Here is a 23,519-nt window from a genome sequence, read left to right as displayed (position 1 = left end):
GGACACCCGCAGACACGGACAGATCCGGCCGGCCGTTCAGTTCTGGAGTGCAACCCCGGATCGCCCGAGTTATCCTCGGCGCCGCCATGCAGAGGCGCCGTCCTGCGAAGGCCGCTTGTGATGCCTGTTCCGCGCCGATCGAAGGCGAGCCTGCCGCACGCGGGCTCCTGCTCTTCCCGCGTGGAGAGCACGTCGAGCGCGAAGAGCCGCCGCTCTGCGAGCGCTGTGCGCACGCGATCGGCATGACCGCTCTCTACCGCTTCATCGAAGAAGAGGAAGAGGGCTGAGCGCGCGCCTCTGCGCGCTGCACCAGCGCTACGGATTCCGTAGCGGGACCTCCTGCTCCGGGCGCGGCACCCGCGGCACGCGTCCCGCGGGGGTCGACAGGGGGCGGAGCCCCCGGGGAAACGACGAGCTGAGAGCCCGTTCGGGATGGGAACGTGGCGCCGATCTCGTCGTGTGAGAACGGCGTCACGTGCCCGTCCCGAATGGGCTCTCAGCGCCAGCGCAACGCGACGGCGGTGCGGTCGTCGCCACGGCCTCGGCAGCTCACCACCGCGGCGCGCACTTCGCGCGCGCCGGTGAGCTCGAGCATGCGCTGCCAGAATCCCGCGAGCGCCCACGCGTACGACAGCGACTCGGGCGCCGCGAGATCGACCTCGACGCGCACACCGCCGCCCGGCGTGGGGAGCACCTTCGCGTCCCCGCGCGAGTGATAGAGCCGGAAGAGCTGCGGGATGCGCTCGGTCGCCGCCGACGGGCTCGCGGTCTGCATGAACAAGCGATGCGTCGTCGGCAGCTCGCGATCCGCGATCGCGCGACCGATGCCCGTCGACGTCGCCCAGTCGCTCGCGCCGACCACGCGCTCCGCGCCGCGCACGAGCTGATCGAAGAGCGCCATCGGCAGCCACGCCATCGGCAGGATCACGCTGGACACCCGCGCGAGCGACTCGCGATCGAGGTGCTCGCGGATCTGCGCGACCGCCGCGGCACCGTACGCGGCCTCGAGATGATCGAGCGTCGCGATCACGAGCGAGCCCTTGATCTCGACGTCTGCGCTGCCCGAGCCGCTCCGCGACGGCGTGAGCACCGACCACGGATCGACCGGCAGCGGAGTCGCCGACGCGAACGACGACTCGCGCGACGCCGGCGGCTCCGGATCGATCGGCGCGAGCAGCCGCGGGCCTTCGCGCGCAGGCCCCGTCGCTTCGCGATACGAGAGCGAGTCCCGCCCGATCGGCGTCGCGCCCGAGGGCTCGCGTACGCCCGCCGCGCTCACCACACCGCTCACCGGCTCGCGCGGGAACGGCGCGGAGGGCTCGCGCACCGCGACCGGCATCTCGCGCGGAGGCGTGGGTCGATGCGCGCTCTCGATCGCGGCGCGCGCACGGGCTTCGTCCCAGTCGTCCGACGCAGCGAAGAAGTAGCGAGCACCGCCGGCGGGCACCGGGGTCGCGGCGATCGTCGGCGTGCTGGTCGCGATCGTCGGCTGCGAGAGCGCGCTCGCGGCCGCGCCTCGGCTCGGACGTCCGGGATCGAGCGAAGGACGCGCAGGCTCGAGCGAGGGGCGCGACGGCGGCGAGCGCAGCACCGGCTCGATCGGAGCGGGCGGCGCGTCGCGCATGACGGCGATGCGATCCGCATGGCCTCCGGGCGACACCGGCGTCGTCGCCTGCATCATCGTCGGGATCGGCAGCGCCGAGCCCTCCATGCTCTCGAGGCCGTGCGGCGTCGGCGGCTCCGCGCCGAACGGGATCAGCGCCGCGAGCATCGCCTCCGCGCTCTCGAAGCGCGACTTCGGATCCTTCGCGATCGCGCGCAGCACGACCGCCTCGAGCGCGGGATCGAGATCGGGCCGCATCAGGCTCGGGCGCGGCGGCTCGGAGCGCAGGATCGACTGCAGGAGCTGGTGGTAGTTCTCGCCCTCGAAGGGAACGCGCCCCGTGATGCACTCGTAGAGGATCACGCCCACCGCGTAGAGGTCCACGCGATGATCGAGGTTCTTCATCCCGCGCGCCTGCTCGGGGCTCATGTAGAACGGCGTGCCCATCATCACGCCGGTGCGCGTGAGATCGAGCCCGTCGCCTTCCTCGCGGCGCACCTTCGAGATGCCGAAGTCGAGGATCTTCACCCAGTCGGCGTTGTTCGCGCGCCGCGTGAGGAACACGTTGTCCGGCTTGAGATCGCGATGGACGATGTGCTGCCGGTGCACCGCGTCGAGCCCTGCGAGCGCCTGACCCACGACGTCGCACGCGCGCTTGGGCTCGAGCCGGTGCTCCTTGCGCAGCAGCGCCGCGAGCGACTGTCCGCGCAGGTACTCCATCACGAGGTACGGCGCGTTGTCCTCGGCGAACCCGAGGTCGAGGATCTCGACGATGTGCTCGTGGCCGGTCGCCGCGGCGGCGCGCGCCTCGCGCTGGAAGCGCTGCACCGCCTTCTCGTCCTGCGCGAGCTCCGGATGGAGGCGCTTGATCGCGACCTTGCGGCCGATGAGCGTGTGCTCGGCGACGTACACCGCGCCCATCCCGCCCTCGCCGAGCAGACCGATCACCCGGTACTTGCCCGCGATGAGACGGCCGATGAGCGCACGCCCGACCGTGAGCGCCTTGCCGGTCTTCGGGCAGTGCGTGTACGAGGTCGGGTGCGGCTCTCCGCAATGCGGGCAGGGCGTGCCGGAGGAGTCCGGCGCGCTCGGAGGCGGGATCGCCATCGGATCGGTCGACCGAGTGTCGTCGCTCGCGACGCCTTGCGTCAAGCCGTTCGGTAGGGTTGCCGCCGACCTGGACAGGGTCTCCGTCGTTTCGAGCAGGCGTCGTGCGCACGTCCTCGCAGGACGTGCGTCCTCGCTCTTGCGACGCGCGCGCGAGCCGCGCTAAAGCGCCGCGGATGTCGCACCGATTCTGCGCGTGTCACGGCCTCGCGGAGCTTGCTGCCTCGTGGACCGACCGCCACGAGCTGATGCTCTCGGCGAGCGCCGCCGATGGTGGTGGCCGGCCCTTCGCGCTCCCCGGCGATGCGCCGCAGTGGGGTCGCCCGCGTCCGTTCGCGATCGAGTCGCTCGTCGTGCGCGTCGAGCTCGACCTCGATGCGCGCGCAGTCGACGGCGACTGCGAGATCCGCGTGAAGCGGATCGATCCCGCGGCGCGCGAGGTCGCGCTCGACGCGGTCGACTTCGATCTCTCGAGCGTCGAGCTCGCGCGCGGCGAGGGGCAGTGGGCCGCGATCGCGCACCACTACGACGGGCGCGAGATCCGCGTCGACGCGAGCGCGATCGGCGAGGCCGGCGCGACGCTGCGCGTGCGCTATCGGTGCACGCCGCGACGCGGGCTCTACTTCGTCACGCGTCGCGCGCCGCGCACGCGCCTCGCAACCGACGCGAAGCCGACCGAGGTGTGGTCGCAGGGCCAGGACCAGGACAACCGCCACTGGTTCCCCTGCGCCGATCATCCGAACCAGCGCATGCGCACCGAGCTGATCGCGACGGTGCCGCAGGGATGGTTCGCGCTCTCGAACGGCGAGCTCGTGTCGCGTCGCGCGGCGGGCAGCGTCGAGACGTTCCATTGGCGCCAGAGCGACCCGCATCCCTCGTACCTCGTGACGCTCGCGTGTGGCGCGTTCGACGAGGCGCACACGAAGGAAGGCGCGCTGCCGATCGACTACTACGTGCCGCGCGGCGACGGAGCGCACATCGAGCGCTCGCTGGGACGCACGCCCGAGATGATCCGCGTGTTCGCGGAGAAGCTGCGCACGCCCTTCCCGTGGGTGAAGTACGCGCAGGTCGTGGTGAGCGACTTCATCTTCGGCGGCATGGAGAACACCAGCGCGACGACGCTCTTCGATCGCGCGCTGCTCGACGAGCGCGCCGCGCTCGACGTCGACATGGAGTCGCTCGTCTCGCACGAGCTCGCGCACCAGTGGTTCGGCGATCTCGTCACCTGCCGCGACTGGAGCCACGCGTGGCTCAACGAGGGCTTCGCGACGTACCTCGAGCACGTCTGGCGCGAGCACGCGGAGGGCGCCGACGCGTACCTCTACGGGATCGAGCAGGACCTCGACACGTACCTCGACGAGGATCGTGATCGTTATCGCCGTCCGATCGTGACGAACATCTGGTCGGCGCCGATCGACGTGTTCGATCGCCACCTCTACCAGAAGGGCGGGCTCACGCTGCACGCGCTGCGCTCGCACCTCGGCGACGACGCGTTCTGGCGCGGCATCGCGCACTACCTCGAGCGCATGCGCGGCAAGGGCGCGGAGACGCGCGACCTGATGCGCGCGATCGAGGACGCGACGGGCCGCTCGCTCGAGGCGTTCTTCGATCAGTGGGTGATGAAGCCGGGCCACCCGCAGCTCGAGATCTCGGGCGAGCACGAGTCGGGCGTCTTCAAGCTCACCGTGGTGCAGGCGCAGGCGAAGGGGCACGAGCCGCACCCGCTCTTCTCGTTCGACCTGCCGGTGATCGTCGTGACCGACGAGGGCAGCGAAGAGCACCGCGTGCCGGTGAGCAAGCAGCGCGAGACGTTCGCGCTGAAGTGCGCGAGCGCGCCGAAGATGGTGATCGTCGATCCGGGCTCGAGCGTGCACGGCACCGTCGACAATCGCCTGTCGACCGCGCTGCTCGCGGAGCAGCTCGTGAAGGCGACGAGCGCGCAGCCGCGCTGGCGTGCGGCGCGCGCGCTCGGCAAGCGCAACGAGCCGCGCGCGGTCGCGGCGCTGGCGAAGGGGCTCGCCGCCGCGGACGCGTTCTGGGCGGTGCGCGCGGAGTGCGCGAGCGCGCTCGGAGAGCAGCGCACCGAGGACGCGCTGCGCGCGCTGCTCGCGGGCGTGAGCGATGCGAGCCCGAAGGTGCGTCGCGCGGTCGCCGCCGCGCTCGGTCGCTTCCGCGCGATCACGCAGGGTGATCTCGGCTCGCGCGCCGCGGACGCGCTGGTCGCGTGGATCGAGCGTGGTGATCGCAGCTACCTCGTCGAGAGCGAGACGCGTCGTGCGCTCGGACGCACCCGCGATCCGCGCGCGTTCGACGTGCTCGCGAAGCGCCTCGCGGAGGACGGCGTGTCGTGGGCCGACGTGGTGCGCCAGGGAAGCGTCGACGGGCTCGCGGCGACGCGCGATCCGCGCTCGCTGACGCTGCTCGCGGAGGTGCTCGGCGACGAGCAGGCGCCGGGCGTTCGTCGCTCGGCGCTCGGCGCGCTCGGTCGTGCGCGCGAGATCGTCGACGAGGGCCCGATCACGGTGCGGGTGCGCGAGGCGATCGAGCAGACGATGACGACGTTCGATCCCGGCGTGCGCATCGCCGCGTGCCGTGCGCTCGTCGCGCTGCGCGACCCCGCGGGCTCGGGCGCGATCGCGCGGCTCGTCGATCGTGATCTCGACGGGCGCGTTCGCCGCCAGGCGCGCGAGTCGCTGCGCGATCTCCGCGACCGCAGCGCGCGCGGCAAGGAGGTCTCGACGCTCCGCGACGAGCTCGAGCGCGTGCGCGGCGAGCTGCGCGAGCTGCGCGACAAGGTCGGCGTGATCGACGTGCGGGTGCGCGACGCGAACGGCGCCGCGAAGCCGGCGCCGGAGACGAAGACCGAGAAGCCCGCGAGCTGAATCGAGGATCGGCTCACCCGCCGGTCCCTACCGTCCACGCGCTTCGCGCGTTCCCGTCCGGGACCGGCGGGACGAGCACTCCCGTCGGGACCGTCGAAACATCGGCTCGCCCGCCGGTCCCTACCGTCCGCGCGCTTCGCGCGCTCCCGTCCGGGACCGACGGGACGAGCACTCCGGTGAGGACCATCGAAACATCGGCTCGCCCGCCGGTCCCTACCGTCCACGCGCTTCGCGCGTTCCCGTCCGGGACCGGCGGGACGAGCACTCCCGTCGGGACTCACCGCGCGGGCGGGAGCACGCTCGCGCGCGACACCGCGCTCGCGAGCACGTCGAGCGTGATCCGCTCGCGCGTCGCTTCGAGGCAGCGCTGGCGACCGACGTGCGCCTCGGTCCCGAACGCGCGCACCGCGTGATCGAGGGCCTGCGCCGCATAGGCGCGCTGCGCGTAGTACGCGTCGTCGGCGCGCGGATCGCACGCGAAGCACGCCGCCGCCGCGGCGAGCGCCGCTTCGGACACCAGCACCGACTCCTTCGCGATGTCCTCGGCCGCCTGCGTCGCCGCGAACGCGGCGGCCCACGCGTCGGCCGGGCCGCACTCGCCGCGTGCCCACTTCGTCGCGGTCAACACCGCGCGCCCCGGCCGCAGATCGGAGGGACGTGTCCGCTTGATCGCGATGCTCGCGGCGTCGGCCGCGGCGATGACGACGAGTGGGCGCGCGACGCCGACGCTCATCGCGATGCGCACGAGCCAGTCGCCCCGGCGACACTCTTCGAACGCGCGGCGGACGTCGCGATCGTAGGTGTCGAGCCACCGACCGACCTCTCCGTCGAGCTGACCGAGCGACTGCATCGCACCTCCTGATCGCCCTGCCCCACCTCGTGCAGTGCTCGTGCCTCTCGATTTTACTACGGAATTCGCATCACGGGCTGGGGTCGCGAGCCCTCGCCCCGGGCGCCCGCCCCCCACGCGGCATCTCGCCCCGTTGGGAGCACGCACACTCGTTCCTACAGGCCCTGACGTGGGCGCGCGCGCGCCCGTTGGCAGCAGGAGGCGCTCGATGATGCGGAAGACGATCCTGACGCTCGCGGTGCTGGCGGCGGCGTGCGGCGGGCACGACGGCGCGAACGCAGAGGTCGTGGCAGGCAAGCCCGACGAGCCCTCGGCCGGCGCCGAGGCGATGGTGTTCCCCGCGTCGGCCGCGGTCGGCGGAGAAGGCGCGCGACGTCCCGGCGACGGCATCGCGCTCCGCGTGTGGTCGCCCACGCCGATCGGCGCGCTGCACCAGGACGCGCTCGAGGCCTACCGCGTGGTGCTCGAGGCGGAGAACACGAGCGGTCAGGACCTCGTGGTCGCGTCGTCGTGGGCGCGCACCCGCATCCAGCGCGCGAACGGCGAGGCGATCGAGGGATGCCTCGGCGCGCCGGTCGCGGTGCCCGACACCGCCGGGGTCGCGCCCGGTGGATCGCTCTTCGTCTCGTTGCCCGCGCCGTGCGCGCTCGAGGGCGGAGGGCGCTATCGCGTGTTCGTCGATCTGTCTCTCGGCGCGCGCTTCGGCGAGAGCGCCGAGAGCGTGCGCAGCGCGCAGCACGACATCGTCGTGAACACGTCGCTGCCGCCGTTCCGAGGCGACGACCTGCCGCCGATCTCGACTCAGTGATCGCGGCGCCGAGGGTACCCTCGGCGCGTCGATGAGCGACGACGAGCGAACGCGCGCCGCGAAGCGGGCGCCCGAGGAGACGATCGCCGCGCGCCCGCGCGCACGTGCATCGGAGGGCGCGCCCGCGGGCCCCGAGCTCCCGATCGTGTCGCTCCACGGACCTTCGGCGCTCGGCTCGTTCGGCAGCGACGAGTCGGGCGCCGAGCTCGCGGTCACGAGCGTGCTCGGCGTCGGTGGGATGGGCCGCGTGCTCCTCGGGCGACAGCGCTCGCTGAAGCGCGACGTCGCGATCAAGATGGTGCACGACCCGCGCGCGATGCAGGACGACCTCGTCCGCGAGGCGCGCATCATCGGGATGCTCGAGCACCCGAACGTCGTGCCCGTGCACCTGTTGGCGCGCTCGCAGCGCGAGGGCGCGCCCTTCCTCGTGATGAAGCGCATCGAGGGCGTGCGCTGGCTCGACCTCGTGCGCGCGGCCGATCACCCGCACTGGGATCGTGTGCCCGGGAGCGAGGATCGCCTCGCCGCGCACCTCGAGATCTTCGGCGCGGTGTGCAACGCGGTCGCGGTCGCGCACGAGCGCGGGATCGTGCATCGCGACATCAAGCCCGCGAACGTGATGGTCGGCCGGCTCGGCGAGGTCTATCTGACCGACTGGGGCGTCGCGCTCGATCGCCAGGGACCGCTGCGCGACGACGCGCCCTTCGCGGGCACGCCGACGTACTCCGCGCCCGAGATGGTGCGCGGCGACGAGCACGACATCGACGAGCGCACCGACGTCTTCCTGCTCGGCGCGACGCTGCATCACGTGCTCGTGGGATCGCCGCGGCACAGCACGGTGAGCGTCGAAGCGGCGCTCGGCGGCGCGGCGCTGGTCGAGCCCTTCGCCTACGGCCCCGACGTGCCCGAGGAGCTCGCGACGCTCTGCAACCGCGCGACGAGCGCGCGCCCCGAGGATCGCCCCGCGAGCGCGCTCGAGATGCGCGACGCGGTGCGCGAGTGGCTGCGCCATCGCGACTCGTACGCGCTGCTCGCGCGCGCCCGCACGCACGTCGCGTCGATCGAGGCCGCGGGCGAAGGCGTCGATCGCGCGATGCTCGAGGCGCGCATCGCCCTCGACGAGGCGCAGCGCCTGTGGGCCCGCAATCCCGAGGTCCCCGCGCTGCGCGCCCGCGCGCTGCGCGCGACGGTGCGCGTCGAGGCGGCGCGCGAGCAGGCCGCGGCCGCGCGCGTCGCGCTGCAGGAGCTCGGCGAGCTCGGCGCGACCACGACCGACGAGGACGCGCTGGTGCGCGCGCTCGAGCTGAAGCTCGCGGAGCGCCGCGCGATCGAGCACGAGCTCGACCTCGACTCCGGCGCGATGCCGCGCGGTCGTCTCATGCTCGCGCTGGGCGTGCTCGCCGCGATCGCGACGGTGAGCAGCGTCGTGATGCGCGTCGCGCTCGAAGGGACGGGCTCGCGCTGGCCGGTGCTGGTGAACCCCGCCGTGCTCGCGCTCGGGTACGCCGCGATCGTCGCGCGCTTCCGCCGCGCGCTGCTCACGAACAAGGCGAACCGGCGCGCGGTCGCGACGCTCGGCGGGATCTTCGCGACCTCGCTCTTCGTGCGCGGCCTCGGGGTCGCACAGGGCCTCGCGCTGCCCGCGATCTTCACGTTCGATCTCGCCGCGCTCGCGGTGCTGCTCGCGACCGCGACGCTCCTCGCGTTCCGGCGCCTCGCGATGATCGCGGCGTTCGCGTCGTGTGCCGCGGTCATGGGCGCGATTCGTCCCGAGAGCGCGCAGCTCGCGTACGTCGCGACGGTCCTCGCGTGCTTGGTGCACGCCTATCGCGAGCACGCGCGCGCCCGCGCGCTGATCAGCGACCGAGGACGCGACGCAGCCGCGCGAGCGCATCGCGCAGATCGTCCGGCGGGACCGACGTGAAGCACACGCGCGCCCAGCCCTCGTAGTCGGTGCCCGACGCGCTGCCCGGCGTGAGCAGCACGCCCTCGTCGAGGCAGCGCTCGAGGAAGCCCATCGTGTCCTCGCCCTCGCGCCGGTACGGGCGCACGTCGGCGAAGAGGAACGTCCCGCCCATCGGCGCCGGCAGATCGAAGGTCGCGGCGGTGCGCTCCGCCGCGTCGCGATAGAGCGCTCGCGCGTTCGCGAGCCACGCCGCGCCCTCGTCGAGCGCCCGCGCCGCGCCGAGCTGCATCGGACGGGGCGCGCAGTACGTCGAGAACGTCTGCACGCCGCGGATCGCCTGCATCGCCTCGGCGGGCCCGTGCGCGAACCCCACGCGCGCGCCTGCGAGCCCGTACGCCTTCGAGAGCGAGTGCACGACGATCGTGCGACCGCGGAAGTCCTCCCGCGCCCACGCGGGCTCGGGCGGCGCGCTCGTGAAGTAGAGATCCTCGTAGACCTCGTCGCTGAGGATCCAGAGGTCGTGCCGCTTCGCGACCCGCGCGATCGCCGCGAGCGCACGCTCGGGCAGCATCGCGCCGGTCGGGTTGTGCGGCGTGTTCACGTAGATCGCGATGGTGCGCGGTGTGACGCGGGCCTCGAGCGCCGCCTCGGGATCGAACGCGGGATCGCTCAGCCGATCGAAGAACGGGATCTCGATCGCGCGCCCGCCGCGGCGCCGCACCGTGCCCCGGATCAGCGGCCAGAACGGCGCCGGGATCAGCACCTCTTCGCCGGGCTCGATCAGCGCGTCCGCGATCACCGAGAGCGCCGCGGTCGCGCCGCTCATCACCTGCACGAGCTCGCGATCGAGCTTCACGCCTGCCCGTCGATCGACGTGCCGGAGGATCGCGTCGATCAGCGCGGGCTCGCCCTGCACCGGCGCGTAGTTGTGCAGGCGCGGGAAGCTCTCGGTGCGCTGCGCCTCGGCGCGCGCGACGTCGAGCGGCTCGAGCCAGGTGTCGCCCACGTGCAGCGGGTGCACGCGCCCGCCGCGCTCCTTGGCGCGCGCGGCGAGACGCGAGAAGACGCGATCGGTGAGCCCGTCGGAGCTGGCGGCGACCTGCGGGAAGCGCGGCATGGCGCGCGCAGCGTACGTCAGCGCGCGCGCTCGATCACGGGAAGGTGATCGCGAGCGTCCGCTGCACCGCGGGGCGCTCCTCGAGCTGCGCGATCCACCGCCGCAGGTTCGGCCACTCCTCGAGCGTGAGCCCGAAGTACTCGGGCTTCCGCGTCCAGAAGAGCGTGAGCATGTCGGCGATCGTGTACTCGTCGCCCGCGAGGTGCGCGTGCTGCCCGAGCTGGGTGTCGAGCACGCCGAGGATGCGCTTGGTCTCGTTCACGTAGCGCTCGATCGCGCCCTCGTTGCGCTCGCGCTGGCGTAGGAAGAACCCGGCCTGACCGAACATCGGGCCCACCGCGCTCATCTGGAACATCACCCACTGCATCGCGCGGGCGCGCGGCGCGGGCTTGGTCGGCAGGAAGCGACCCTCCCGCTCTGCGAGATGCACGAGGATCGCGGCGGACTCGGCGATCGAGACACGGGTGCCGTCGATGGTCGTGTCGAGGACGGGGATGCGGCCGTTCAGGTTCCGGCCGAGGAACTCCGGGGTCTTCTGCTCGCCCTTGCCGATGTGGACCTTCACGAGCTCGTAGTCGGCGGCCAGCTCCTCGAGCATCAGGATCGGCTTGAGGCCGTTCGGTGTGCCCCAGGTGTAGAGAGTGTCTCGCATGGGCCCGGTGCTTGGGGCCGAGCAGGCCGGACCGGTAGCGGCTGACGCGATGCGTCGCGCGTCACCGCGAGGTGTGATGACCATTCCGTGACGGATCTCGGGACGCGGCTCTCGTAAATTCGTCTCTCGATGAAGTTGCGTCGTCGGGTGCGAAACGCATGCGGGCGCGCGTGGCTGCGCGCGTTCGGATGGGAGATCGCCGGCGGTCCGCCGCCGGTCGAGAAAGCGGTCGTCGTCGCGGCGCCGCACACGTCGAACTGGGATCTCCCGTTCACGCTCGCGATCGCGTGGTCGCTCGACCTCGACATGAAGTGGGTCGGCAAGCACACGCTCTTCGAGCTCCCGGTGTGGGGCCCGTTCCTGCGCACGCTCGGGGGGATCGGCGTCGATCGCCGCACCAAGAACGACGCGGTGAAGGCGATCGCGGACGTGGTGAAGGAGAGCGAGCGCATCCTCCTCATCGTCCCGCCCGAGGGCACGCGCGGCGTCGCGCAGCGGTGGAAGACCGGCTTCTACTGGATCGCGGTCGAGGCCGAGGTGCCGATCGTGCTCGGGTTCCTCGACTTCTCGCGCAAGCGCGGTGGGCTCGGCGATCTGATGCACCCCACCGGCGACATCGCGCACGACTTCGAGCTGCTGCGCGACTTCTACCAGGACAAGAAGGGCAAGCACCCCGAGCGTCAGGGCGAGGTCTCGCTCGGCGAGGTCGGCGTCCCGACGCCGCTCGCGACGGCCTAGCTGCCGGTGATTCTTCGTCGCAGCCCGTGGAAACGGCATCTGATGATGCCGGCTCCACTCCGATCGCGGCGTTGTTCCACGGGCTGCTAGAGCCGCGCGCGGCGCGTCTCGATCAAGAACGCGTCGAGATCGGCTTCGTTCGGCGGCTCTTCGGGGAGCGGCGAGCGCGCGAGCGCGTCGTCGAGCGCGGCGAAGAGCGCGTCGACGCGGGCCCGCCATCGCGTGCGCTCGGCGTCGTCGAGCGGCGTGCGCTCCCCCGCGCGCTTGCGCTCGATGAGCACCGCCGCGTCGCGCTGATCGTGCGCGTCGAGCAGCGTCGGGAGATCGGTGATCAGCGTGCCGGTCTCGAGCAGGTGCGTGCCCGTCAGCGCGGTCCGCATCACGTAGAGCAGGCGCTTCACGGTGGGCTGCTTGTCGAGCTCGCGCAGCTGGCTCTCGGCGAAGCCGCGATAGTGTCGGTGCACGCGTCGCGAGAGCGCGCGCGTGGTGATCTCGCGCAGCGGATCGAGCAGCGTCGAGGGCGCGAGAACCGCGCTGCCGAGCACGCGCTCGAGGAAGTTGCCGTTGCCGCGCAGGATGCCGGTGAGCGCGTGGCCGAGCTCGTTCGACGTGTAGTCGATCTCGACTCCGTCGAGGATCTCCGCGCGATCGAAGGTCGGCAGCGGAGGCGTCAGGCCGAGCAGCGCGCGCGTCGGCGCGACGTGGATGCACTTCAGATCGAGATCGCTGTCGGGCGACGGAAACCCGTACGCGTGCGCGCCCGAGAGGTACACGACCACGTGCTCGCGGCGCGCGGACTCTTCGGCGATCACACGACGCGCGACGTCGCGCGCGTGGGCGTCGAGCAAGGTCTCGATCACGTGTCCTCCTGCCATTCGATCTCGGGCGGTGCCGGCGCATCGGCGCCGAAGGGACCCGGCGCGCGCTCGACCCAGCGCCGCGCGAGCTCCTCGCCGATGCGCCGCGACAGCGCGTCGACGCAGCGAACGTCGGGGCGCGCGGGGAGCGGCGACGCATCGCGCGCCGCCTCGAGCGCAGGCGCGAGCGCCTCGGCCTCCGCGAGCACGAGATCGAGCGCGACCTCGCCCTTCTTGATCGCGAGCAGGCGATCACGCGCCCCCTCGGGCACCACGAACGAGGGCTCGCCGGTGCGCAGCCACGCCTCGGCCGTGATCAGCAGGCGCAAGAGGTTGTACGCGTTCTTCGGTCGCAGCTCGCGCGGCAGCGCGAGCTCGGCCGCGCGGTCGCGCGCGAAGCGCCGCAGCGCATCGAGATCCGACGCGTCGATCAGCCCCTGGTCGTGCAGTGATCGATAGAGCTGCTTCACCCACTGGCGCGCGGTCGCGAGTGCGCTCGCCTCGTCGGGCGCGGCGCGCGGAGAGCGCGCGGCGAGGCGCATCGCGAGCGCATCGAGCTCGAGCGCCGGCTCGTCGCGCAGCCACTCGATCACGAGGTGACGATGCTCGGCGAGCCGCATCCCCTGCTCGAGCCGGCGCAGCTGGGCGAGCGCGTAGCGCGCGAACGTCCCGTAGATCTCGCGCGACACGAACGCGTCCTTCGCCTCGAGCAGCCACGCGCCGATCGGGTCGTGCGCGGTCGCCGAACCCACGAAGAGCATCTCGAGCGTGTTGGGATCGGCGCGCAGCGCCTGGCGGATGGTCTTGTCGATCGACCAGTACGCCTCGGTGGAGTCGGCGCTCACGAGATCCTCGGGCGGCGCGAGCAGCCCCGTGCGCCACGGCAGCGGCAGCGCGAACGCACCACGACGATCGGTGTCCGAGCCCTCGTCGGCGAGGCCCCAGGCGCGCGAGCCGACGACCGTCTCGATCACCACGCACGCGCGCAGCGCGCCCCAGCTCGCCTCGCGACGCCGCGCGAACACCGCCTGGCCCACGCGCCGCGGCGTCAGCTCGTGGCGCGCGAACCGCAGCGTGCCGACGCCGACGATCGCGACGTCGATGCCCTCGTCCGCGCTCGCGACGACACGACCCACCGTGCCCTGCGGCACGCGTCGATCCCCGTGCTCGCGCGCGACGCGCGTGACGACCTCGGTGCCGTGCGGCAGCGGCGTCGACTGCGGATCGAGGTGCGCGAGCGCGTCGATCTTGAGGTGCATCGCGCGACAGGCTTAGCGCACGCGGCCGCTCGACGTCATGCACGAGCGCCGGCACGTTCTCGCCCGATGCCGTGGATCGTCCTGCTCGCGCTCGCGGCCCTCGCCTGCGATCCCGACGACCCGCCGATCCCACCCGACGCGACGACCCCACCATGCCCGCAGGATCCCGGCGCTCCGGTCGTCCGCGCGACCGCGCTCGAGATCGATCTCGCGAGCGATCGCGTCCGCACCACGCACTCGATGCGCAGCGAGGGCGAGGGCACGTGCTGCACGTCGCTCGCGTGCGAGCCCGAGATCGACGGCGCGCGATGGAACGACGCGCCCGTCGACGCGGCCCGCACCGCCACGTCGATCGAGGCCTGTGGTCCCTGCACCTGCACGGAGGACGCTGCGCTCGCGATCGAGTCGACGCTGCCGCTGCACGTGGTGCCCGGCACCGATGCGGGCTTCCAGCGCATCACCGACGCCGCGGGACGCGGCTACACGCGGCTCGCAGCGTGGCTCGGCACCTGCGGATCGATCGTGCCCTGTGACGCGACGATCGGCGTGCTCCAAGACGTGACGATCGACGTGCATCACGCGCCCGAGCAGGTCGTGCTCTGCCCTGGCGCGCGCACCCTGGTCGCGGCCGATCGCACGCGCTGCGCGGTCACCGCCGCGCCGCCCTACGTCGCGCTCGCCTTCGCGGCGAGCGATGCCTGGACCTCGCGCCCGTTCGTCGAATTCGACGACACCCGCGTGGTGTTCTTCGAGCCGAGCGGGGGGCGCGTCGCCGCGAGCATCGATCCCGACGCGGTCGCCGCGTTCGTGCGCTGGCTCGTCGCCGAGCTCGGCCCGCTTCCCTACGGCGACGAGCTGCGCGTCGCGACGATGCCCTCCACCTGGCTCGGCTACGAGCACCCCGCGAACATCGTGCTGAACGACATGCTCGCGACGCGCGCCGACACCGGCTACCCGAGCCCCGCGCTGCACGTGCTGCTGCACGAGATCGCGCACCAGTGGGCCGGCGATCGCACGACGCCCGCGAGCATGGCGGACTTCGCGTGGAAGGAGTCGATCGCGGAGTACCTCGTCTACGTGTTCGAGGACGAGCACCGTCCCGCCGGCGAGGCCGACGCGACGCGCGCGACGTGGCATCGCAGCGCGCGCTTCTCGCCTGCCTATCCGCGCCCGATCGACGACCCGTCGCCCGAGGTGATCCGCGCGGTCGCGTACGGGCTCGCGCCGATGGCGACGTTCCTCCAGCTCGAGCCGCTGGTCGGGCGCGAGGCGCTGCTGCGCGCGATCACCGCGTTCCTCCGCGAGCCGGGCGCGCGCGACACCGCCGCGCTGATCGCGGAGATCGAGCGCGCGTCGGGCCACGATCTCGATGGGTACACGAGCGCGTGGATCGTGGGCGCCGGAGAGCCGCCGCTGCCGCACCTCGTGGCGAGCGTCGTCGAGCTCGGCGCGGGGCGCGCCGAGCTGACGATCACCCAGGACGGCCCGGGCGATCGCGCGTTCCCGATGCAGGTCGAGGTGCGGGTCACGAGCGCCGGGCGCGAGGTGATCGCGCACGTCGACTTCGGGCTCGCGCCGACCTCGCGGGTCGCGCGCACGACGATCGAGCTCGAGGGCACGCCGACCGCGGTCGAGATCGATCCCGACGATCGGCTCGCCGACTCGCCGGTGCCGTGGGAGGCGCGGCCCGCCGCGCCGCCCCGCCCGACGCCGCTCGAGCTCTGATCAGCGCCGGCGCGCCGCCGCGCGCATCGGACGCACGCGACGCTGCGCCGCACGACGCGCACCGACGCGCAGACCGCGCGTGGTCCCCCGCACTCCGTCCTCGAATCGCGCCGCGAGCGCGTCGCCGATGCGCTCGAGCGTCGCGTCGTCGATCGCGTGGTGGAGCAGGTCGTCGTACGCGTCGTACGCGCCATCGAGGCGCGCCTCGGCGAGCTCCATCACCCGCGAGAGCTTCGCGTGATCGACGCCCGGCGCGCTCATGCGGCGCAGCACTTCGGCGGACACGGTGCGCTCCTCGACGTGGCCGCCGGTGCGCGCGATCGGGAAGAGGATCTCCTCTTCGATGCGCAGGTGCGCCGCGAGACGGCTCGCGAGATCGTGCAGGCGGTGTTGGTCGTCGGTCGACTCGACGGCATCGAGCAGCGCGCGGACGTCGCGGTCGCGATCAGACATCAGCTCGGTCGCGTTCATGGTGTTCCGTGGCCTCCCCGTGGGCCTCGCTGCCGAGCAATGCGTAGGCCACTCGAAGACACACGTGCTCTCGCGCGAATTCGCCACGTCACCGTGTCACCTCACCACGCCCGTGTGCACGGCGCGGCGTTTTTTCTCGGGAGGGGCCCCCTCCCCCCGCGCCGTCGGTGAGCTCTCACTCGGTGCGCGCGACGATGCGCTCGCCGTCGACCTGCAGCGCGAACGGCGCATCGGGCGCGATGCGCGCGACCTCGATCGCCGGCGCCGGCTCGGCGCCCCAGCCGCCGGGCGTGCTCGACACGTGCGCCATCACTCCGAGCGCGTCGCCGCGTCGCCAGCCGAGCACCATCGCTCCGTCGGCGCGACGCACCAGCTGCACGTCGGAGAGCGAGTCGAACGCGCTCGCCCACCACGGATGCTGCTGGGGAGCGCCCTGCTCGGACAGTGTCACGAGGCAGACGCGCGCAGTGCCCGCATGCTGAGCGCCCCACCCACCCCAGAGCACCGCGAGGTGATACCCGCGCCCGTTCCACGCGAGCGCACCGAGCGCCCAGGGGATCGCGACGACGCGCGGCGCTTCGATCAGCGCGCCGTCGCGCGCGATGCGCGTCATCGTCGTCACGACGTCCGCGTTGGGGTCGCGCGTGTCCTGCTCCTGCACGATCACGGTGAACCCCTCGGGGGTGGTCGCCACGAGCGCCGCAGCAGGACGCAGCGTCGGACGTCGCGCCGCCTCGTCGCGCGCGAGCTCGAGCGAGGGCCCCGCGATCAGCGCACCACCATCGACGCGAGTGAGATGCGCGCGCACGAACGGCCGCTCCCCGCCGTGGAACGCGACGACCAGCAGCGCATCGCGGTCCCCGCCGATCGCAGTGCGCACCGTCGCGCCGTCGTGCAGCACCAGAGGCCGCGCCGCTCCGAGCGACGCGGTCACGCGCGCAGCGCGTCGCCCCCGCGCCTCGCTCCAGGTCGTCGTCACCGTGACGAGCCCCGCATCGAGCGCGCGCACCTCGCGCGTCGGCCCTATCGGGACTGGCTGCGCCAGCGCGAGCGAAGGAAGGCCGAGCGCGAGCGAGAGCAGGATGGAGAAGATCCGCACGATCGCGAGTGGCGACGAAGCGCGCGGATGTGACGAACGTCCCGCGTGTCGTTCCGAGACCCGATTCGTCACCCGACACGCCGCGCGCGTCGATCCCACGTCCTCCCGAGGACCCAAACCGTCCCGCGCGTCGATCCCACCTCCTCCCGAGGACCCGAATCGCCCCGCGCGTCGATCCCACCTCCTCCCGAGGACCCAAATCGTCCCGCGCGTCGATCCCACCTCCTCCCGAGGACCCAAACCGTCCCGCGCGTCGATCCCACCTCCTCCCGAGGACCCAAACCGTCCCGCGCGTCGATCCCGCGTCCTCCCGAGGACCGAATTCATTCAGCAATTCGTCCACAGCCCACCATCGACCGCCAAACCCCGCGCGACCAGGCGCGCAGTCGGGCGCCGGAGGCGCGCGCTGCGACCCGCGAGCGTCCGAGCCGCGCGAGCAGCGCGGATCGGTCGCGAGCCAACCCCACCGCCCCCCACCGAGACGGCAGACTCCGCGTCCACGGCGCGGGGGTGGGGGTCCGGCGCGCCCACGCAGCGGGTCGGGTAGACGGCAACGCGAGATCGTCGGCGAGCGAGCGCCGCGCGCGGAGCGCGCAAGCGAGCGAAGCTCCGCTTCCCGAAGCTCGCGCCGTCCCAGTCCGGCAGCCGCGAGTACCGGCGCGCCGGACCCCCACCCCCGCGCCCCCGCCGACGCGCCGCCGATCTCGAGAGATCACCCCTGAACACTTGCCCCGTCCCCCGGCACATTCGTACAGTGCCCCCCGAGATGCCAGCGGACGACCTTCCCTTCGCTCGCCCACCGACACCCTGGTCCGCCGACCGCGGCCTCACCTCGGTCCTCCAGCGCTGGCAGGACGACGGCGGCGTCTGGCGCAACGTCGCGCTCCATCACGTCGTCCCGCCGCGCGACCCGCACCACGCCGAGGTCCCCGACGCGCTCCATCCGCTGCTGCGCGACGCGCTCGCGCGCCGCGGCATCGAGCGCCTCTACGCGCACCAGGCGAGCGCGTTCGAGCTCGCGCGCGAAGGCAAGTCGATCGTGGTCGCGACCCCGACCGCGTCCGGCAAGTCGCTCTGTTACCACCTGCCGGTCCTCGATCGTCTCGCCCGCGAGCCCGACGCGCGTGCGCTCTATCTCTTCCCGACGAAGGCGCTCTCGCGCGATCAGGAAGCGTCGCTCCGCACGCTCATGAAGGACGTGGGCCTCACCCACGGCGCGATCACCTACGACGGCGACACGCCCGGTGATGCACGGAGAGCAGCGAGGGAGCGCAGCGGCATCCTGCTGACGAACCCCGACATGCTCCACGCGGGCATCCTCCCGCACCACGCGAGCTGGGCGCGCTTCTTCGCGTGCCTGCGCTACGTCGTCGTCGACGAGCTCCACACCTATCGCGGCGTCTTCGGCTCGCACCTCGCGAACGTGCTGCGACGGCTCCAGCGCATCGCGCGCTTCCACGGCGCGGATCCGACGTTCGTGTTCGCGTCGGCGACCATCGGCAACCCGCGCGAGCACGCGCAACGGATGATCGGCCGGGAGGTCACGCTGATCGACGAGAGCGGCGCGCCGACCGGTCCGCGCCACGTCGTCGTCTACAACCCGCCGGTCCTCAACCCCGAGCTCGGCGTGCGCGCGAGCTACCTGAAGACCGCGGTCTCGCTCACCGCCGATCTCCTGCGCGCCGAGGTGCCGACCATCGTGTTCGGCCAGTCGCGCAACTCGGTCGAGGTGATGCTCAAGTACCTGCGCGATCGGCTCGCCGCCGATCGCATCGATCCCGAGTGCATCCAGGCTTATCGAAGCGGTTATCTCCCCGAGACCCGACGCCGCATCGAAGAGGGCCTGCGCGCGGGATCGATCCGCGGCGTCGTCGCGACCAACGCGCTCGAGCTCGGCATCGACATCGGCTCACTCCAAGCGGTCGTGTGCGCGGGCTATCCGGGATCGATCGCCGCGCTGTGGCAGCGCTTCGGTCGCGCCGGTCGCCGCAGCGATCCCTCGCTCGCGCTGATGGTCGCGTCGAGCCAGCCGCTCGATCAGTTCTTCGCGCTGCAGGCGCACACGGTGATCGGCGCGCCGGTCGAGCACGCGCGCATCGATCCCGACAACGTCGAGATCCTGGTGCAGCACCTCAAGTGCGCGGCGTTCGAGCTGCCCTTCGAGGAAGGCGAGGCGCTCGGCGACGTGCCGCCCGCCGCGGTCAAGGACGCGCTCGACTACCTCGCGCAGCACCAGGTCGTGCACGCCGCGCCGGGGAGCGCGGGCAAGACCGTCTACCACTGGGCGACCGACGCGTACCCCGCGACCCACGTCAGCCTGCGCAGCATCGGCTGGGACAACTTCGTCGTCATCGACCTCGACACCGACAAGACCATCGCCGAGATGGACTGGCGCGCGACGCACACGATGCTGCACGTGCAGGCCATCTACCAGCACGAGGGCGAGCAGTACCAGGTCGAGCGCCTCGACTTCGAGAACCACAAGGCCTTCGTCCGCAAGGTCGAGCCCGACTACTACACGACCGCGATGACGTACACGCGCGTCGCGATCACCCAGGAGGACGACGGCGCGATCATGAGCGCCGGCCTCTCGAGCGGGATGGGCGAGGTCTCGGTCATCGAGAAGGTCGTCGGGTACAAGAAGATCAAGTTCCACACGCACGAGAACGTCGGCTACGGCGACGTGCGGCTGCCCGAGATGCAGATGCACACCAGCGCGTGCTGGATGACGATCGACGAGGACGTCGTGCGCTCCATGCCGCAGCCGCGCGCGATCGTGCTCGACGCGATCCGCGGCATCGCGAACGCGATGCACCTCGTCGCGTCGGTCGGACTGATGTGCGATCCGCGCGACCTCGGGCACACGCTCGGCGATCGTGGTGGCGAGGGCGAGCTGCCGAGCAAGGGCGAGCCGCTCGGGCCGGGGTTCGACCCCACGATCTTCCTCTACGACGCGGTGCCCGGCGGCGTGGGCCTCGCCCCGCGGCTGTTCGAGGATCGCGAGTCGCTGATGCGCCGCACCCGCGCGCTGATCGACGGCTGCGAGTGCGGTGGAGGATGCCCGGCGTGCATCGGCGCGCTGGTCTCGCCGCCGCCTGCGAACGCGCCGCGCACCGAGCTCGTCGCGAGCGCATCGACCGACCTCAAGCGGCTCGCGCTGACGCTCCTCGACGCGCTCGGCATCGGCACCACCCACTGAGGTAGATCGTTGGACCTCAAACGAAAGCTCGCCCGCCTCGGCGCGCCGGGGCCCGCCGCGCAGCCAGCGCCTCCGCCGCCGCAACCTGTCGTCTCCGCGGTCGACCTCGAGCGCCGCGAGCGCATCGCGCGGCTGCGCGCGACGATCGATCGCCTCGAGTCGCGCGACCGCGTCGCGATGCGCGCCGCGCCGCGCCCGGCGCCGACCAAGACGCCGCTCCCCGGGACGCTCGACGAGACGCCGCACGGCCCGCTCCATCGCGTCGTGCAGTACCTGCCGCCCGCGCATCACCACGGGCGCATCGGGATCGCGCGCGCGCTCGAGGTGCGCAGCGAGATCGCCGCGGCGCTCGCCCTCGATCCCGCGCTCGACGGAGTCGATCTGCGGAAGATGTTGCTGCTCGACACCGAGACCACGGGCCTCTCGGGCGGGACCGGCACGCTGCCGTTCCTGATCGGGATGGCGTGGTTCGAGGACGAGAGCCTCCGCGTGGAGCAGCTCTTCCTGCGTCGCCCGGGCGAGGAACGCCCGCTGCTCGCGCGGCTCGCGGAGCGCATCGCCGAGAGCTCGTGCATCGTCACCTACAACGGCAAGAGCTTCGACTGGCCGCTGCTGCGCACGCGCGCCGTGCTCAACCGCGTGCCGGTGCCCACGCCGCGCGCGCACCTCGATCTGCTGCACTGCGCGCGACGCGTGTTCGCGCGACGCCTCGGCCAGGTGCGCCTCGTCCAGATCGAGACCGAGGTGCTCGGCATGCGCCGCGAGCGCGACGTCGATGGCGCGGAGATCCCGCACCTCTATTGGGACTTCGTGCGCGGTGCCGAGGGCTCGGTGATCACCCCCGTGATCGAGCACAACGCGAACGACCTCGTCGCGCTCGCCGCGCTGCTCGCGACGCTGGGCGAGCGCTGGGAGGACGTGCTGCCGGCGCACGAGCCCGAGGATCGGCTCGGCATCGCGCGGGTGGCGCTGAGGCACGGCGATCTCGATCGCGCGGCCCGCTTCGCGGAGGCTGCCGCGAGCGGAGGCGGGGACGCGGAGGTGACGGTGGACGCGCTGCTCGTCGCGAGCTCGGCGGCGCGCGCCCGCGCCCAGCACGACGAGGTGCTGCGCCTCTTGCGCGATGCGCTCGACGCCGCGCCCGACGACGCGCGTCGTGCGGGGCTTCACCTCGCGCTCGCGAAGCACCTCGAGCACCGCACCCGCGATCCCGCGGCCGCACTGGCCCACGCGGGACGCACCGCCGCGGTCGAAGGCGAGGACGCGTGCGCGAAGCGCGTCGCCCGCCTCGCGAAGAAGCGCGAGCGCGACGAGCAGCGCGAGGCGAAGCGTGCGGCGCGCGAGGCGAAGCGCGCGGCGCGTGCGCTGGCGCTCCCCCTCGAGCGGACGACTCCGAAGTCGGAGCGCGAGAGGAACTAACGTCAGCGCGTGAAGTACTTCGACATCGGCGCGAAGTAGAGCTGCTTCCAGTCCTCGCGATACTTCCGCGCGCCGCCCTTGGGCAGCTCGGTGTGCTTGAGGCACAGGCGCGTGCCGTCACCTTCGGGCACGAAGCGCACCTCGAGCCGCGAGTCGGCGTCGTCGTCCTCGAAGTCGCTGGTGCGCCATGCCTGGACGATGCGCTCGCCCGCGTGGAGCTCGAGCGTCTCGCCCTCGATGTATCCGTCCCACGCCGTGAAGCGTCCGCCGACGCGCGGCTCGCAGCTCGCCTGACCGCCGGTGAACGCGCCGTGCTCGCGCGCATCGAGCCACGCCGTGTAGAGCGAGCTCGGATCGATCGGGAGCGTCACGGAGAGCTCGAGCCTCTCGCGCGCCGGGACGCTGGTGTCGTGGCCGCGCGCGTCGCGCGCGAGCCTCGCTGCGGGCCTCGACAAGAGCTTGGACTTCGGCTTCGCCATCGGACCACCTCGCGCCGGAGAGCATCGACGAGCCCGAACGCACGCGAAAGCTCCCGGCGTGGAGACGTGGGCGCGCGCACCACCTCACGCGCACACGTCGCGCGCGATTGCCTTCTCGACCGTGCCCCGCGGGACTACGTGCTCGTTCAGGTCGCAATGCCGCGCGAGCTTCACTCCACCACCGGGGCCCTGACGAGCGCGCGTGCCGCCAAGACGTCGTCCACCTCGCGACGCGCCGCCGCGGCGGGCGATCGCGACGGATGGGAGCGCATGCGGTACGTGCTCTGTCATCCGCTCCATCTCTCGATCGGCACCACGCTGCTCGCGACCACGCTCCTCGTCGGCAGCGCGTGGATGTTGGTCGCGCTCGCAGTGCTCGAGACGATCACGCTCGGCGTGCTGCCACGCTCGAACTCGGTCGCCCGTCGCGCCCAGCGACATCGACGCGAGCATCGTCGCCTCGTCGCGGCACAGGCGCGCGTCGCGATGCATCCGTCGATGGAGCCGATGCACGTGCAGGAGCTCGCGGAGCTCGAGCGCCGCATCTCGACCGCGCGCTCGCACGCGGCGAGCGTGTCGGAGAGCGTCGAGATCCTCTTCGACGAGTGGCTCGCGCCCGATCGTCTCCTCGATGGCTACGTGCGGCTCTCGGTCGCGCACCGCACCGCGCGCGAGTCGTCGATGCTCGCCGACGCGGCGCAGCTGCACGCGGAGGTCGCCGCGCTCGAGCTGGAGCGCGACACCGCGCGATCGTCGCGGCTGCGCCACCTCGCCGAGCGTCGCATCGAGCTCACGCGTCGCCGCCTGACCTGCCTGCGCGAGGCGGAGGAGGAGCGCGACGCGCTCGCGAGCGAGATCGCATCGGTCGCGGCGCTGTGTCGGCTCGTGCAGGAGCGCACCACCGCGGTCGTGGGACAGGGCGATCTGCACGCCGAGATCGAGCGCCTCGTCGGCGACGTCGAGCTCTGCGACGACGCGATGAGCGAGGTCCACGCCGCCGCGACCGCGCGCAGCGCCGAGCCCGTGCTGGTGCGGGTCGCCGAGGAGATCACGGCGCTGCAGGCGCAGCCGCCGATGCTCGCCGACGCAATCCGATCGGAGCCGATCCACGCCGAGCCGATCAGCGTGGAGCAGAGCGCCGAGCTCGACGTCGAGCCCACGCCCGCGCACGCGCGCCGGCGCATGCACGTGGGCTGAAGACGAACGCCGAAAACACGAACGCCGCGAGCGCTGTGTGCGCCCGCGGCGTTCTTCAGTGGGTCATCTCGGACTTGAACCGAGAGCCAACGGATTAAGAGTCCGCTGCTCTACCAATTGAGCTAATGACCCGTGGATCGAACCAAATCTA

Annotated in this window: 18 protein-coding genes and 1 tRNA gene; 9 read left to right on the top strand and 10 right to left on the bottom strand. The window is 72.5% G+C overall.

Annotation, left to right across the window (positions count from 1 at the left end; translation table 11 throughout):
* The first annotated feature begins 86 nt into the window (after positions 1-86).
* On the top strand, positions 87-287 hold the full coding sequence (locus tag I5071_RS05925; protein ID WP_053235258.1) for a hypothetical protein: 201 nt from the start codon (positions 87-89) through the stop codon (positions 285-287).
* A gap of 209 nt (positions 288-496) precedes the next feature.
* On the opposite strand, the gene I5071_RS05920 is transcribed toward I5071_RS05925, so the two are convergent.
* Positions 497-2,755 (bottom strand): serine/threonine-protein kinase, encoded by a 2,259-nt coding sequence (locus tag I5071_RS05920; RefSeq protein WP_236604406.1) that lies wholly within the window; start codon positions 2,753-2,755, stop codon positions 497-499.
* A 131-nt stretch (positions 2,756-2,886) separates the two neighbouring features.
* Between I5071_RS05920 and I5071_RS05915 the strand changes: the two genes are divergently transcribed.
* Positions 2,887-5,592: a M1 family aminopeptidase gene (locus I5071_RS05915; RefSeq protein WP_236604405.1), complete on the top strand. Its 2,706-nt coding sequence runs from the start codon at positions 2,887-2,889 to the stop codon at positions 5,590-5,592.
* A gap of 277 nt (positions 5,593-5,869) precedes the next feature.
* On the opposite strand, the gene I5071_RS05910 is transcribed toward I5071_RS05915, so the two are convergent.
* Entirely contained in the window at positions 5,870-6,442 is a 573-nt protein-coding gene (locus I5071_RS05910) for a hypothetical protein (protein ID WP_236604404.1), read from the bottom strand.
* A gap of 208 nt (positions 6,443-6,650) precedes the next feature.
* On the opposite strand from I5071_RS05910, the gene I5071_RS05905 reads away from it, so the two are divergent.
* Complete coding sequence (locus I5071_RS05905) at positions 6,651-7,250, top strand: hypothetical protein (protein WP_236604403.1); 600 nt, start codon at positions 6,651-6,653, stop codon at positions 7,248-7,250.
* 31 nt (positions 7,251-7,281) lie between these two features.
* Positions 7,282-9,174, top strand: coding sequence for a serine/threonine-protein kinase (locus I5071_RS05900; RefSeq protein WP_236604402.1), 1,893 nt, complete (start codon positions 7,282-7,284; stop codon positions 9,172-9,174).
* Here I5071_RS05900 and I5071_RS05895 read toward each other — a convergent pair.
* Both I5071_RS05895 and I5071_RS05890 read right to left on the bottom strand, forming a co-directional pair.
* Positions 9,107-10,273, bottom strand: coding sequence for a pyridoxal phosphate-dependent aminotransferase (locus I5071_RS05895; RefSeq protein WP_236604401.1), 1,167 nt, complete (start codon positions 10,271-10,273; stop codon positions 9,107-9,109). The two genes, I5071_RS05900 and I5071_RS05895, sit on opposite strands and share 68 nt — an antisense overlap.
* A 34-nt stretch (positions 10,274-10,307) precedes the next feature.
* Positions 10,308-10,925: a glutathione S-transferase family protein gene (locus I5071_RS05890; RefSeq protein ID WP_236604400.1), complete on the bottom strand. Its 618-nt coding sequence runs from the start codon at positions 10,923-10,925 to the stop codon at positions 10,308-10,310.
* A gap of 129 nt (positions 10,926-11,054) precedes the next feature.
* Here I5071_RS05890 and I5071_RS05885 point away from each other — a divergent pair, with 129 nt between their 5' ends.
* On the top strand, positions 11,055-11,663 hold the full coding sequence (locus I5071_RS05885) for a 1-acyl-sn-glycerol-3-phosphate acyltransferase (RefSeq protein WP_236604399.1): 609 nt from the start codon (positions 11,055-11,057) through the stop codon (positions 11,661-11,663).
* An 86-nt stretch (positions 11,664-11,749) separates the two neighbouring features.
* On the opposite strand, the gene I5071_RS05880 is transcribed toward I5071_RS05885, so the two are convergent.
* Together I5071_RS05880 and I5071_RS05875 are read right to left on the bottom strand one after the other, a co-directional pair.
* Entirely contained in the window at positions 11,750-12,523 is a 774-nt protein-coding gene (locus tag I5071_RS05880; protein WP_236604398.1) for a DNA polymerase beta superfamily protein, read from the bottom strand.
* Positions 12,520-13,779, bottom strand: a complete 1,260-nt coding sequence (locus tag I5071_RS05875; protein ID WP_236604397.1) for a DNA polymerase beta superfamily protein — start codon at positions 13,777-13,779, stop codon at positions 12,520-12,522. Before I5071_RS05875 ends, I5071_RS05880 begins: the two co-directional genes overlap by 4 nt.
* Before the next feature lie 66 nt (positions 13,780-13,845).
* Here I5071_RS05875 and I5071_RS05870 point away from each other — a divergent pair, with 66 nt between their 5' ends.
* Entirely contained in the window at positions 13,846-15,504 is a 1,659-nt protein-coding gene (locus I5071_RS05870; RefSeq protein WP_236604396.1) for a M1 family aminopeptidase, read from the top strand.
* Here the strand turns inward: I5071_RS05870 and I5071_RS05865 are convergent, their stop codons facing one another.
* Positions 15,505-15,957, bottom strand: a complete 453-nt coding sequence (locus tag I5071_RS05865) for a hypothetical protein (protein WP_236604395.1) — start codon at positions 15,955-15,957, stop codon at positions 15,505-15,507.
* 193 nt (positions 15,958-16,150) lie between these two features.
* Positions 16,151-17,074 carry a hypothetical protein gene (locus tag I5071_RS05860; protein WP_236604394.1) on the bottom strand — a complete coding sequence of 308 codons (924 nt, stop codon included), beginning with the start codon at positions 17,072-17,074 and terminating at the stop codon, positions 16,151-16,153.
* 766 nt (positions 17,075-17,840) lie between these two features.
* Here I5071_RS05860 and I5071_RS05855 point away from each other — a divergent pair.
* The gene (locus I5071_RS05855) at positions 17,841-20,273 is read left to right on the top strand and encodes a DEAD/DEAH box helicase (RefSeq protein ID WP_236604393.1); all 2,433 of its coding nucleotides are present in this window, start codon (positions 17,841-17,843) and stop codon (positions 20,271-20,273) included.
* Positions 20,274-20,282: 9 nt separating this feature from the next.
* A complete protein-coding gene (locus I5071_RS05850) occupies positions 20,283-21,692 on the top strand; it encodes a ribonuclease H-like domain-containing protein (RefSeq protein WP_236604392.1) in 1,410 nt (469 codons plus the stop codon).
* Positions 21,693-21,694: 2 nt separating this feature from the next.
* On the opposite strand, the gene I5071_RS05845 is transcribed toward I5071_RS05850, so the two are convergent.
* Positions 21,695-22,171: an SRPBCC domain-containing protein gene (locus tag I5071_RS05845; protein WP_236604391.1), complete on the bottom strand. Its 477-nt coding sequence runs from the start codon at positions 22,169-22,171 to the stop codon at positions 21,695-21,697.
* Positions 22,172-22,327: 156 nt separating this feature from the next.
* Here I5071_RS05845 and I5071_RS05840 point away from each other — a divergent pair, with 156 nt between their 5' ends.
* Positions 22,328-23,368 carry a hypothetical protein gene (locus I5071_RS05840; RefSeq protein WP_236604390.1) on the top strand — a complete coding sequence of 347 codons (1,041 nt, stop codon included), beginning with the start codon at positions 22,328-22,330 and terminating at the stop codon, positions 23,366-23,368.
* A 59-nt stretch (positions 23,369-23,427) separates the two neighbouring features.
* Here the strand turns inward: I5071_RS05840 and I5071_RS05835 are convergent.
* Positions 23,428-23,500: transfer RNA gene (locus I5071_RS05835), tRNA-Lys, on the bottom strand.
* Positions 23,501-23,519 lie beyond the last annotated feature (19 nt).

The sequence above is a fragment of the Sandaracinus amylolyticus genome (genome assembly GCF_021631985.1).
In the GTDB taxonomy this organism is placed as follows: Bacteria; Myxococcota_A; Polyangia; order Polyangiales; family Sandaracinaceae; genus Sandaracinus; species Sandaracinus amylolyticus_A.
Note: the sequence above shows the minus strand (reverse complement) of the source record. Positions and strands in the feature narration are given on the sequence as shown.